The following is a 12,899-nucleotide window of genomic DNA, read 5'->3' on the forward strand; positions in this document are numbered from 1 at the left end:
AACCAATTTGACAACCGCAACTACTACGATGAAGCGAATCACATATAAAAACATCGCTTCACCAAAAGGTTTCAAAGCGACCGGCATCCATTGCGGCGTAAAGCACAAGAAAAAAGATCTAGCATTACTTATAAGTGAAGTGCCCGCAAGTGTCGCAGGCGTTTTCTCCACAAATGCTATTCAAGGGGCTCCACTTGTTGTGACAAAGGAAGTCGTGTACACAACGAAAAAAATGCAGGCAATCATCATCAATTCTGGCATCGCCAATTCGTGCACAGGCAAGCAAGGCGTAATAGACGCCTATACCATGCAAGAAAAAACAGCACAACACCTTGGCATTTCACCAGCTCTAGTCGGTGTGGCATCCACGGGAGTAATCGGCGAAGCGATGAAAATGGAACCGGTCCTATCAGGAATCAAAGAACTCCACCCAATCGACGAGCTGGAAGGCGCAATCCAATTCTCCCAAGCAATCATGACGACAGATACGGTGACGAAAGATACGGCTTACAAAACAATTATCGACGGCAAAGAAATCATGATCGCTGGAACTGCTAAGGGCTCTGGCATGATTGAACCAAATATGGCGACGATGCTCGCATTTATTACAACCGACGCGAACATTGAATCCGACCATCTCCAAGCTGCGCTCAAATCGATCACGGACGTAACGTTCAACGCCATCACAGTCGACGGTGACACATCCACAAACGATATGGTCGTTGTTATGGCAAATGGCTTAGCGGAAAATAAAACACTCACGCCAGCTCACCCAGACTGGGATGCTTTCGTCGATACCTTACATGTTGTGTCACAGGATCTAGCCAAAATGATTGCGAAGGACGGAGAGGGCGCAACGAAGCTTATTGAAGTCGAAGTGCAAGGAGCAATGACAGATGCGGAAGCGCGTATGATTGCTAAAACCGTTGTCGGCTCACCACTTGTCAAAACGGCCGTCTTCGGAAGCGACGCAAACTGGGGAAGAATTATTGCAGCTGTCGGCTATAGTGGGGCAACGCTCGATCCAAACGCCATCAAAATTCTAATCGGCACAACACCTGTCGTAGAAAATGGAGAGCCAGTCTACTTTTCGGAGGAGCAACTCCATCTTTATTTAAAACAAGCAGAAGTGAAATTCGTCATCGAATTAAACCAAGGCAACGGCCAAGGAACTGCATGGGGGTGCGATTTGACATATGACTACGTCCAAATCAACGCAACATACCGCTCCTAAACGCATCGTCATCAAGCTAGGTGGAAGCATGCTTGAGGGGCTAAATGAAAACTTTTTCGCCAATTTCAAGGAACTTCAAGCTGCTGGCAATGAACTGATCATCGTCCACGGGGGAGGCCTTGCCATTAATAAAGCACTCGAAAAAAATGGCGTCACCTCTACAACGATTAACGGCTTCCGCGTCACTTCCGCAGAAGCAATCAGCATCGCCCAGTCCACACTTGTCGGCCAAGTCAATCCTGCACTCGTGCACCAGCTCAATAAAAACGGTATTGCAGCAATCGGCTTAAGCGGATACGACGGCAATTTACTAGCATGTACGATTTTAGATGAAGCATTATACGGCTTCGTCGGCGAAATAAAACAAGTAAACAGCGCTCTACTCGAAACGCTGCTCGCAAACGGCATCACACCAGTCATTTCGAGCATCAGCTGTACAAACGACGGAACACCACTCAACATCAATGCCGATACCGTAGCGAGTAAAATCGCACTAGCAATCAAAGCAGAAAGTCTGCAGCTCGTAACCGATACACCAGGAATAAAAATCGAAGGGCAAGTGCAACAGGTTGTAACCTCTTCAGACATTACCTACTGGATCTCATCGGGTGACATCTACGGTGGCATGATTCCTAAAGTGACGGCCGCACTAGATTGCCTGGCAGCAGGAATTCCTTCCATTCAAATTGTCGATGAACAGTTAAAAGGCACCACCATTCTTCATCAGGAGGTTTTCGCATGAGTGCTTTATTTCCAAACTACAAGCGTCGTCCTATACACCTTGTAAAAGGAAAAGGGACGATCGTAACCGATAGCAATGACAAAGAGTATCTGGATTTCACGAGTGGTATAGCTGTACTTAGTCTCGGGCATACTCATTCTGCAATCGTAGAAACAATTAACCAGCAAAGTGAGAAGCTATGGCATACATCGAATTTATTCGAAAGTCCAGGCCAGGAGCAGCTTGCTGAATCACTTGTGAAAGATACTCATTTTGCGCACGCTTTTTTCTGTAACAGTGGAGCGGAAGCGAATGAAGCAGCGATAAAGCTTGCACGCAAACACACTGATAAGCATGTCATCATCACATTCGAGCAGTCCTTTCATGGAAGAACATTTGGTGCGATGTCCGCAACAGGTCAAGAGAAAGTTCGCAAAGGCTTCGGACCATTGCTTGAAACGTTTCGAACGGTTCCATTTAATGACGTGGAGCAACTAGAAGCAGCGGTCGATGAAGAAGTTGGCGCAATCATGCTCGAGGTCATCCAAGGAGAAGGCGGTGTCAACCAAGTAACGCCTGCATTTGCGCAAGCAATCGCAGACATTTGCCAGTCAAAAGGAATTCTGCTTATCGTCGACGAAGTACAAACAGGCATCGGCCGTACAGGAACTCGCTACGCTTACGAGCAAACCGTCCTCCAACCTGACATAATGACGTTAGCGAAAGGACTCGGTGGGGGCTTCCCAATCGGAGCCATGCTCGGCACTAGCGCACTGCGCGACACATTTGGCCCCGGTTCGCACGGCACAACATTCGGAGGGAATCCACTAGCAGTTGCTGTCGCACAAACCGTATTAGACCATGTGTTTGCTACTGAATTTTTGGAGGCAGTCCAAGAAAAATCAAATCACTTTATAGACAAATTAAAAACAGAACTACCAGCATATCCAATTGTTGGATCTGGCCTACTACTCGGCATCGTCTGCCCAGTGGAAGTGGCACCCTATATAGAGCAAGCCGAACAAGCAGGTCTCTTACTAGTCGCAGCAGGACCAAATGTCATCCGACTCCTGCCACCACTAACCGTCACAACCGAAGAAATCGACCAAGCCGTCGACATTTTATCAACCATATTACTATAGAAGAAACATACTTGAATTAAAGCGCTCAGAGAACCGCTATTCACACCCAAGGACCTGCCAACTCGGCAGGTCCTTTATTCATGCTACAAATATATGGCTATACGAGAGCAACCCAAGCCCATCCAAAGCCCGCACAAAAATATCTCGTCACCTCACCAAAAACCCTACCCCCCCTTTATTGCATTCACACATAAATATGGTACACTTTAGGGAAAATACACTATTATTTTCCTCCTATTAACGCACTCACTAGGAAAGTCCAACTACTTAGGAAATGGGGTAAACGCGTGCAAACCTGGAACAAAGAAATCATCATCGAAGCACCAATCGAAACAATTTGGAATCTCTTTGAACTTGATCAAATCCAAAGAATCATGCCAAACATCGTAGAACACAAACCACTCGAACTAAAAGAAGGGGTTGTCGGATCAACCTATGAGCAAACCTATCAAGAGGGCAAAAGAACCGAAAAGTACATCGTGACGGATACCGAATACGAAAATACCGATCAAATAAAGCACAAAAAAATTGAATTTACATTAGCAAAAGCTTTTAAAATTCAAACATCATTTACCCTCGTCAAACTTGATAACCAATCGACAAAGTTTATTTATGCTGGACAAAATGAAGGCCTAAACCTGATGGGCAAGACATTTATCAAACTAGGTTCCAGCAAGAAAAATGAACGAGTAGTAGAGGACTTTGTAGAAGTAGTCCGCACGGAAGCATTAAAAGATTCATAAGTAAGGAGGATTTTCATGTCAATTGACTGGAATAACATAAATTACGTAGCTATCATTATTGGTGGATTTCTGTACATGATCTATGGCACGATCTATTATTCAATTTTATTATCAAATAAAAAAGAGCACCAAATAAATGGACCGTTAAAATATATTTACTCAGTTATCATCGCATTCATCAGTTCCTTCCTAATAGCCATTCTAATAAATGTAGCAGGAGCAGATACCCTACTTCAAGGTGCTCTATTCGGTTTCATCATTGGAGTAATTATTAAAATGGTCTACGTGAAAAATGCATTATTTGGCCTAATTTCCAAAAAATCAACACTTATCGCGATTTGCGATCACCTTATAATTTTCACTTTACTCGGCGCATTACACGGCTGGCTAGCATAACAAATAAAAAGCCCTTTGAGCCAATCAAAGGGTAATTTTTATCCGAAAATCCCCTTAAATATAGTATTTTATATAGATTCAATCATAGGGTTATGATAATCTACTTACGAGGTGATCATTATTGATAGCTAAATCATTTGCAAAATCACTCCATGCAGATGCACTTACAGCACTATCCAAACGCCTGCGCAAATCGCATCCCAACTACGCATATATCCGTGACGAGCTGATGCAAAAAATCGCTGGTGATCTTGGCGAAGAAGTAGTCATGAAAGAACTAGAAAATATAAAATTACCCTTCAAATTCTTTATTTTTCATAACCTCAGTCTTTACTCCGAAAACAGTTTTCAAATGGACATCTTGTTAATTTCACCCTATTTTGCGTTAATACTAGAAGTAAAAAACATCTCCGGGGAAATAGAAATTCTCACAAATCCTAGCATACTCGTAAGAACAAAACCTAACGGAGAAAAAAACACCTATAAAAGCCCCATTCCCCAACTCGAAGAATACATCTACCAACTATCCCAAATCTTTAAACGTCACAAAATTAACCTGCCCATTTTTGGCGCTGTTACATTCGCCTTCGCAAGGTCCTATGTAAAGTCGGCTCCAACAGACACCGTTTTTCTATTATCCAATGAAGTGCGTAAGTTCATAAGGGGAATAAAAACAACAAAACCAATCCTATCGGAGAATCAACTCGAAAAATTAAAAAACTGGATCTTAAATAATAATAAAGAATATAACTCTTTCCCGTTAAGTAAGCATTACTCCATAAACCCATTAGATATCATCACAGGAGTAGAATGTCCAACATGTACATTTATCGGAATGAAAAAAGTGATCAGAAACTGGACTTGTCCTAAATGTAGAAACTTTAGCAAACTAGCACACGAACAAACAATAAAAGACTACTTTCTAATCTACAAAGAAACTATTAACAACCAAGAATGCCGCAGATTCTTTCATCTGCAAGACAAACACGATGCCACCCGAATACTAAAAAACGCTAACCTAATAGTAACTGGTAAATCCAGAAAAACAGAATACACAATGAACCTACTAAAATGAAGCAAAGCTCTTTGCTAATGCAAAGAGCTTTTTTCATGTCAATATTTACCTAATAAATGGCTGAACGAGACAATTTTTACCATCAATACGAAGACCAACCAGCCCAAGGCGACAAACCCACAAATCGAAGCTTTTCGCCCTTGCGAAAAGCCACATCCAACCAAAAGGAAGCACTTTGCATCCGCAAAGAGCAATTTCCATGCCAAAATGTTCCCAGTAAATGGCTGAAGGAGACAGACCACACTGTCAACACGACCAACTACACATCGAACACGACAACCAATCAGCCCAAAGTGACAAACCCACAAATCGAAGCTTTTCGCCCTTGCGAAAAGCCACATCCAACCAAAAGGAAGCTCTTTGCATCCGCAAAGAGCAATTTCCATGCCAAGATGTTCCCAGTAAATGGCTGAACGAGACAGTCCACACCGTGAACACGACCAACTACACATCGAACACGACAAACAACACCCCGAACACGACAAACCACCTGCCCAAAGCGACAAACCCACAAATCGAAGCTTTTCGCCCTTGCGAAAAGCCACATCCAACCAAAAGGAAGCTCTTTGCATTCGCAAAGAGCAATTTCTATGCCCAAATGTTCCCAGTAAATGGCTGAACGAGACAGTCCACACCGTGAACACGACAAACTACACATCAAACGCGACAAACGACATCCCGAACACGACAAACCACGCGCCCAAAGCGACAAACCACCAACTAAACCCGCTTAAACCCAACAAAAAAAGCCCTCCGCCGAAGCGAAAAGCTCAACTAAACCACTAAAAACTATGCGTCATAGCCCAAACCGCCACGGCATCCTCATCGCTTACATTCATAAACCGATGCGGCAGCGTACTATCAAAGTAAATACTATCCCCTTCATAAATCGTATGAATTTCGCCCTCGACTTCCACGCTCAAACTCCCAACTAGCATAAGGCCACACTCTTCGCCAGCGTGATACATAAGCGGCGAATCCAAATCTTCCCCAGGCGCGACGATCATCTTAAAAAAGCTCATCTGCTTCCCGGTACTCGGTGACAACAACTGGTAGCTTACATTTGGTCGCACACGCTTGATCGAATTAGTTTCGCCAGCTCGAGTAATAGTAACCGCATTGGACACTTCAGTCTCAAAAAATGAAAACACGGGAACTTTTAAACTATGACTTAATTTCCAAAGTGTCTCTAAAGAAGGGGACACTTGTCCTCTCTCAATTTGAGAAATCATACTTTGGCTCACCCCCGCAAGCCTTGCCAGTTCCTCTGATGTCAAGCCTTGTAGCCTACGTAAATACCTTATTCGCTTGCCCACTTCCTCTTTTGGAAATTCCAATTTAGCACCCCTTTTTTGAATAAATATACATAAAACAGAATAATTAAAATTGTAAATCAGTAGAATAATTGCAAGAAATTACACATAAAATGCTAATGTAATAGGATTTTTCCTATATTTTACACCTTTTTACAAGCAGTGTAAATAATTATAATATTACGCTAATTAATTTTTTATGTAGACACATGAATATCAATAACTTATACTACTAATAATTCAGTAATTTCAGAATGGGGAACTGAATAATAGTTAAATGGGGGTAAATGTACATGAAAAAATGGTTAGCAGCAATACTAATGATTTCATTTTTAGTCATTGCAGGTTGTAGTAATGATTCGGGTGGGGGAGTATCCACAGAAAACTCAACTATTCAAAAAGTATTAAAAGAGAAAAAACTAGTTATCGGGATGTCTCCAGGATATTTCCCATTTGATATGAAAGACCCAAATGGCGATTTCGTTGGGTATGATGTAGACACAGCAAACGCACTTGGAGCAGCACTTGGAAAAGATATTAAAGTAGAATTTAAGCAATTCACATTTGACGGCCTAATTCCTGCGTTAAATACAGGCGAAGTCGATATGGTATTCGCTGGTATGACTATTCGTGGTGACCGTGCATTAGCAGTAAGTTTTGCAAACCCATATTTCCAAACAGGTCAAGCTGTCATGGTTCCAGGATCAGATACAACGACAAAAACATGGCAAGAACTTGATGTAAAAGGGAATAAAATCGCTGTAGGAATCGGAACAACAGGCGCATTACTTGCAAAAGATGTATTTAAAAACGCGCAAATCTTAGACTTCGAAGAATTCCCATCAGCAGCAGCAGCTATGGCTCAAGGGGAAGCAGATGCAGTAGTATACGATGAACCTGCTATCGCAGTTTGGAAGTTGAGAAATGGTGACTCTATTAAACAATTAGAAGGATTAATTTCTACGGAAAATCTTGGGATTGCTTTAAAGAAAAACGACTTCGAAACAATTCAATGGGTGAACTCATTCCTGGACAGCTACTTAGGAAGCCCAACAGAGCTTGCGTCTCGCGAAAAATGGTTTGAAACTTCTGATTGGTTATCGGAAGTAGTAGAAGAGTAAAGCACTCTGGCAGCTTAGAGGAGGATCAACTATGTATCAATACAACTGGAGTGTCATTCCACAAAATATGGATGTGTTCATCGATGGTGCACTCAAAACGCTGGAAATCTCAGCGATTGCAATCCTTTTGGCGATTCCAATCGGCATCATCTTTGGCCTTGGCCGTATTTCCAAAAACAAAGTCATTCTATTTATATCATCTACGTACGTAGAAATAATTCGCGGGGTACCACTACTCGTTCTATTAATGTGGATATTCTACGTGCTAGGACAGGTATTTAGATTAGGCTCGTATTGGGGCTCTATTGTGGGGCTTGCGATATTTGCCGGTGCATTTATCGCTGAAATCGTTCGTACGGGGATACAAGCGGTACCTAAAGGACAGATGGAAGCAGCGCGATCACTTGGTATGTCTCATACAAAAGCAATGACACATATTATTTTGCCGCAAGCATTTAGACGAGTATTACCACCGCTTGCATCACAATTTATTATGTTAATAAAAGATTCATCCCTTGTATCTATTATCGCAGCAACCGACTTAACACTAAACGCAAAAAACCTAGTAGCAACATCGTTCCGCTCGATTGAAGTATGGACATTCGTTGCACTAATCTATTTCATCATGACCTTCAGCTTATCGCTAATCATTCGATACTTCGAAAAACGATTACTGAAAAGCGAAGCATAACGTTAAGGAGGGTGTACCCAAATGATTTCTATCAAAAATGTCAATAAAAGCTTCGGCGACCACCACGTCCTAACCGACGTTTCGCTCGAAGTACCAAAATCGAATGTAATTGCACTGATCGGACCAAGTGGAGCAGGAAAATCCACCCTCATCCGAACAATCAACGCACTTGAACCAGTGGACAATGGTGAAATACTCGTGGACGGAATCTCCATCCACGACAAAAAAACGGATATTAACATTGCTCGATTGAACATTGGCTTCGTATTCCAAAACTTCAACCTATTTCCGTTTTTAACGGCACTGGAAAACGTAACCATTTCACCGATGAAAGTAAAAGGACTTTCGAAAGAAGCAGCTGAAAAAAGAGGGAAAGAACTATTAACGTCTCTTGGATTAGCTGACAAATTCGACTCGTACCCAAGCAGACTTTCTGGTGGACAACAACAACGTGTAGCGATCGCACGTGCACTAGCAATGGATCCAACTGTCATGCTATTTGACGAACCAACATCCGCACTTGACCCAGAAATGGTAACCGAAGTGCTTGATGCGATTCGCAAACTAGCAAAAGACGGTATGACTATGGTTGTAGTAACACACGAAATGGGCTTCGCCAAAGAAATCTGCGACGAAATTGTCTTCATGGCAGATGGCAAAATCGTCGAGCGCGCCGCACCATCCAAATTCTTCACCAACCCAGACACACAGCGCGCCCAAGACTTCCTATCCAAAGTCCTAAACCACTAGAGAAATCTAGTGGTTTTTATTTTGTCTATATTCACTTTGTCTATTCTCACATCGTTATTACAGTTTTGTTACTGGTGCCAGGCACCAGTAACAAAACTGTAATAACATCTACTTCAAAATCTAATCACCATACTAAATAGTACAAGCGCTCAGAGTAATAGAACTAGTACCAACTAATGGAGTAATAATTAATTAAAAGCCAACAAACATAACTAAAAAAACACTTACCATTATATACCGAAAAACAGATTGTGAAAAAACATACACAATATAAGAAGTGTAAAGAAAAAAATCAGAAGTAACATCATAACTAATAATTCATGCAAAACCACGGTACGAAGGGTTTTTTAAATCAATAATCAGGAGAAAGAAATCTAACTTAAATGGCAATAAACCCCTAATCAATATCAGAAAAACACAAGATCTTACTAATTGGTAATACACCCGTAAATTGGCCGAACTAGAAAACGGAGCCCCATGATAATATTAATTGGAAGACAAAAGGCTAAAAAAGCCAATTATAACGGGGGTTACATAATGAGTAAGTATCAAAAATTATTGAATGTTGCCTTGGCAACCGCACTAGCTACAGGAGCACTTGTTTCTGCTGCACCATCTCTAACACAAGCAGAAGAAGTACAAGCACTAACACCTATATTTTCGGATGTGAAAAACATTCCGAGCCATCATTTCTATGAAGCTGTTACAAGTTTAGCTTCAAGAGGAATTATTAAAGGATATGAAGATGGAACATTCAAACCGAACCAAGTTATTAGCCGTGAACATGCTGCTAAAATTATGGCATTAGCGCTTGATTTAGATGTTAAAAATGTAACAGATCCAGAATTTAAAGATGTGAACAAGGAAAATCCGTATTACATATATATTGCTGCTCTTGTAAAAGAGGGAGTAATCAAAGGATTTGAAGATAAAACATTTAAACCAAAAGAAACGTTAACAAGAGCTCAAATGTCTCAAATGATCGTGCTAGGCTTTGGATTTGATGAAGTGAAGCTTGCAGCAGATCTTCCTTTCACAGATGTAAACGCTAAACAATGGTCTGCAAATTATATCCAAACGTTGTATTCAAATGAAATTACAACAGGAGCAACAGCAACTACTTTCGAACCAAAAAAATTAGTAACACGTGGACAAATGGCTTCATTCATTTTTAGAAGTGAAAACAAAATTGGTGGGATCGTAGCAGAAGACTTTGGAAACCTTACTGAAACAAGCTACACAGCTGGCGCGGCATTAACAGAAGGAAAAACACTTAATGACGTTCAGTCGTTATCTGTAGAGTGGTATGACCATGCAGGAAAAGTAGTAGGAAAAGGAAAGCTAACAGACAAATTAGCAAAAGAATATCCAACAGCTACTCAACTTTCTATGCCTTTCGATGAAAACTTTAACTACATTACAGACGGTTATTGGACAGCAGAAGGTAACTTCACTGGCGAACCAACAAAAGTGAAGTTCACTGTAACATACAAAACTGGCGAAACAACTTCTGTAGAAAACACTAGAATCGCTACAGGCGATATCGTAGCACAAGAATTTGGATTTGTTAGTGGAAGCATGTATTCTGCTGGAGCAGGTCTTACTGAAAATAAAACGCTAGGTGATGTAGAATCACTAACAGCAGAATGGTATGACCTAGCAGGAAACGTATTAGGAAAAGGGACGCTAACAGACAAATTAGCAAAAGAATTCCCAACAGCTACACAACTTTCAATGCCATTCGATCCAGCATTTGACTATGCAACTGACGGCTATTGGACTGCAGAAGGCAAATTTACTGGTGAACCAGCAAAAGTGAAATTCACAGTGAAATACAAAAACGGTAAAGAAGCTTCTATTGAAAACACAAGAACCGTATCAGGTGGTATCGTAGCGCAAGACTTCGGATTCGTTAGTGGAACAATGTATTCAGCTGGAGCAGGTCTAACTGAAAATAAAACACTAAGCGACGTTGCTACCCTAACTGCAGAATGGTTTGACGAAGCAGGAACTGTACTAGGAAAAGGAACACTAACAGACAAGTTAGCAAAAGAATTCCCAACAGCTACGCAACTTTCAATGCCATTCGACCCTGCATTTGATTATGTAGCAGACGGTATTTGGGCAGTAGAAGGTAAATTTACTGGAGTACCAACAAAAGTAAAATTCACAGTAACATACAAAAATGGTAAACAAGCATCAGTAGAAAACGCAAAAAAATAATACACCAGCAACTACTGATTTCTAATATAACAATAAAAACCATTGACCTTTTACACAGGTCAATGGTTTTTATCTATGTCTAACTAAGTATTCCCCCGAAAAAATCCTACACCTAAAACCCCAATCTCCTCAATAATCGCCGAATCCAACAAAATATGCTATAATATTGCAAGGTAAATAAAGAAAGGAAGTACCCAAAATGCAAAAAAAAATATGTGTGGTAGGCCTAGGCTACATCGGACTTCCAACCGCAGTAACATTCGCTAACCACGGTGTCCGCGTACATGGCGTAGACGTAAACGAAAAAGCAGTTGAAATGATTCAAAACAAGCAACTTCATATAGAAGAAAATGGTCTTCAAGAGCGTCTAGATAGAGCGATAGATGAAGGCTTCTTAACAGCATCAACGAAACCGGTGGAAGCCGATGTATTCATCATCGCAGTTCCATCGCCAATAAACTCAGACAAAACAGCTAACTTAGAATATGTACGCGCAGCAACTGCATCTGTTGTTCCTTACCTGAAAAAAGGAAACTTAGTCGTATTAGAATCGACAGTGCCACCAAAGACAGTGGAAAACGTGATGCTGCCAGAGCTAATTAAAGCTAACCTGGAACTAGGGTTAGACCTATTCGTATCCCATTCACCAGAGCGCGTGATCCCTGGTAAAATATTCGAGGAATTGATTAAAAACGACCGTATCGTTGGTGGTATCAACGAAAAGTCTTCACTACTAACAAAAGAACTATATGAAACTTTCGTAAAAGGGCAAATTCACATTACGGATGCAACAACAGCTGAGCTTGTGAAAGTAATGGAAAACACATACCGTGACGTCAATATAGCATTTGCAAACGAACTTGCAAAAATTGCAGAAACAATGGACGTAAACGTTTGGGAAGCTATTAAATTCGCAAACTTCCACCCACGAGTGAACATTCACTATCCAGGTCCTGGAGTTGGGGGGCATTGTATCGCGGTAGATCCTTGGTTCCTAGTGGAATTAAGCCCAGAAGCGAAAATCATCGAGCTTGCACGTAAAACAAACGATGGCATGCCGGCGTACACAGCCCAAAAAACATCTCAAATTCTACAAGAAGCTAAAAAAACAACAGGAAAAATTACTGTTCTTGGACTAGCTTTCAAAGGGAATGTCGATGATATGCGTGAAAGTCCATCAACTGACGTAATCGAAGAACTACAAAAATTAGGACTAGAAGTAGTGTCATACGATCCGCATATTAAAACAAATACGCATCCGACACAAACGCAATCACTTCAAGAAGCAACATCAGCAGCCGACGTTATCCTGGTACTAACAGATCATAACGAATTTAAAGAGCTACAACCAACAAGCATCCTAGATAACGTAGCAACACCAATCGTATTCGATACGAAAAACTGTCTGCAACGCGATATATGGGAGCGAGCAGGATTTGTTTTTAACACTCTAGGTGACTCTAAAAACAAAAACCTTAACTAATAGGAGC

General features: G+C 41.2%; 12 protein-coding genes. 11 read left to right on the forward strand and 1 reads right to left on the reverse strand.

Translation table 11 applies throughout. From position 1 onward, the window contains the following. Positions 1-28: 28 nt before the first annotated feature. The 6 genes from argJ to MHH81_RS03525 all read left to right on the forward strand — a co-directional run bounded on the left by argJ (position 29) and on the right by MHH81_RS03525 (position 5,311). Positions 29-1,234: a bifunctional ornithine acetyltransferase/N-acetylglutamate synthase gene (argJ, locus tag MHH81_RS03500; RefSeq protein ID WP_340925105.1), complete on the forward strand. Its 1,206-nt coding sequence runs from the start codon at positions 29-31 to the stop codon at positions 1,232-1,234. Then, the gene (gene argB, locus MHH81_RS03505) at positions 1,197-1,976 is read left to right on the forward strand and encodes an acetylglutamate kinase (protein WP_340917923.1); all 780 of its coding nucleotides are present in this window, start codon (positions 1,197-1,199) and stop codon (positions 1,974-1,976) included. The genes argJ and argB overlap by 38 nt, the downstream gene beginning before the upstream one ends. Further along, entirely contained in the window at positions 1,973-3,097 is a 1,125-nt protein-coding gene (locus tag MHH81_RS03510) for an acetylornithine transaminase (protein WP_340917927.1), read from the forward strand. Before argB ends, MHH81_RS03510 begins: the two co-directional genes overlap by 4 nt. Positions 3,098-3,384: 287 nt before the next feature. Next, on the forward strand, positions 3,385-3,840 hold the full coding sequence (locus tag MHH81_RS03515; RefSeq protein WP_340917929.1) for an SRPBCC family protein: 456 nt from the start codon (positions 3,385-3,387) through the stop codon (positions 3,838-3,840). A 15-nt stretch (positions 3,841-3,855) separates the two neighbouring features. Continuing rightward, a complete protein-coding gene (locus tag MHH81_RS03520; protein WP_340917931.1) occupies positions 3,856-4,236 on the forward strand; it encodes a DUF1761 domain-containing protein in 381 nt (126 codons plus the stop codon). 121 nt (positions 4,237-4,357) lie between these two features. Further along, the gene (locus MHH81_RS03525) at positions 4,358-5,311 is read left to right on the forward strand and encodes a nuclease-related domain-containing protein (RefSeq protein ID WP_340917935.1); all 954 of its coding nucleotides are present in this window, start codon (positions 4,358-4,360) and stop codon (positions 5,309-5,311) included. A gap of 782 nt (positions 5,312-6,093) precedes the next feature. Here MHH81_RS03525 and MHH81_RS03530 read toward each other — a convergent pair. Further along, positions 6,094-6,648: a helix-turn-helix domain-containing protein gene (locus MHH81_RS03530; RefSeq protein WP_340917937.1), complete on the reverse strand. Its 555-nt coding sequence runs from the start codon at positions 6,646-6,648 to the stop codon at positions 6,094-6,096. Between the two features lie 269 nt (positions 6,649-6,917). Between MHH81_RS03530 and MHH81_RS03535 the strand changes: the two genes are divergently transcribed. The 5 genes from MHH81_RS03535 (at position 6,918) to MHH81_RS03555 (ending at position 12,892) form a co-directional block, all read left to right on the forward strand. Beyond that, positions 6,918-7,745: a transporter substrate-binding domain-containing protein gene (locus MHH81_RS03535; RefSeq protein WP_340917940.1), complete on the forward strand. Its 828-nt coding sequence runs from the start codon at positions 6,918-6,920 to the stop codon at positions 7,743-7,745. 31 nt (positions 7,746-7,776) lie between these two features. Then, positions 7,777-8,436, forward strand: coding sequence for an amino acid ABC transporter permease (locus MHH81_RS03540; protein WP_340917943.1), 660 nt, complete (start codon positions 7,777-7,779; stop codon positions 8,434-8,436). A 21-nt stretch (positions 8,437-8,457) separates the two neighbouring features. Beyond that, positions 8,458-9,186, forward strand: coding sequence for an amino acid ABC transporter ATP-binding protein (locus tag MHH81_RS03545; protein WP_340917945.1), 729 nt, complete (start codon positions 8,458-8,460; stop codon positions 9,184-9,186). A 537-nt stretch (positions 9,187-9,723) separates the two neighbouring features. Continuing rightward, positions 9,724-11,409, forward strand: a complete 1,686-nt coding sequence (locus MHH81_RS03550) for an S-layer homology domain-containing protein (protein ID WP_340917947.1) — start codon at positions 9,724-9,726, stop codon at positions 11,407-11,409. Positions 11,410-11,608: 199 nt separating this feature from the next. After that, positions 11,609-12,892, forward strand: a complete 1,284-nt coding sequence (locus MHH81_RS03555) for a nucleotide sugar dehydrogenase (protein WP_340917949.1) — start codon at positions 11,609-11,611, stop codon at positions 12,890-12,892. The last annotated feature ends 7 nt before the right edge of the window (positions 12,893-12,899 follow it).

Origin of the sequence: Psychrobacillus sp. FSL H8-0484, from assembly GCF_038005325.1 — a bacterium.
Taxonomy (GTDB): Bacteria; Bacillota; Bacilli; order Bacillales_A; family Planococcaceae; genus Psychrobacillus.

What these genes read in the sequence shown, in the direction of transcription:
- argJ (WP_340925105.1), top strand. Translation starts at nt 29, where the DNA reads ATGAAGCGAATCACATATAAAAACATCGCTTCACCAAAAGGTTTCAAA.
- argB (WP_340917923.1), top strand. Translation starts at nt 1,197, where the DNA reads ATGACTACGTCCAAATCAACGCAACATACCGCTCCTAAACGCATCGTC.
- MHH81_RS03510 (WP_340917927.1), top strand. Translation starts at nt 1,973, where the DNA reads ATGAGTGCTTTATTTCCAAACTACAAGCGTCGTCCTATACACCTTGTA.
- MHH81_RS03520 (WP_340917931.1), top strand. Translation starts at nt 3,856, where the DNA reads ATGTCAATTGACTGGAATAACATAAATTACGTAGCTATCATTATTGGT.
- MHH81_RS03535 (WP_340917940.1), top strand. Translation starts at nt 6,918, where the DNA reads ATGAAAAAATGGTTAGCAGCAATACTAATGATTTCATTTTTAGTCATT.
- MHH81_RS03540 (WP_340917943.1), top strand. Translation starts at nt 7,777, where the DNA reads ATGTATCAATACAACTGGAGTGTCATTCCACAAAATATGGATGTGTTC.
- MHH81_RS03545 (WP_340917945.1), top strand. Translation starts at nt 8,458, where the DNA reads ATGATTTCTATCAAAAATGTCAATAAAAGCTTCGGCGACCACCACGTC.
- MHH81_RS03550 (WP_340917947.1), top strand. Translation starts at nt 9,724, where the DNA reads ATGAGTAAGTATCAAAAATTATTGAATGTTGCCTTGGCAACCGCACTA.
- MHH81_RS03555 (WP_340917949.1), top strand. Translation starts at nt 11,609, where the DNA reads ATGCAAAAAAAAATATGTGTGGTAGGCCTAGGCTACATCGGACTTCCA.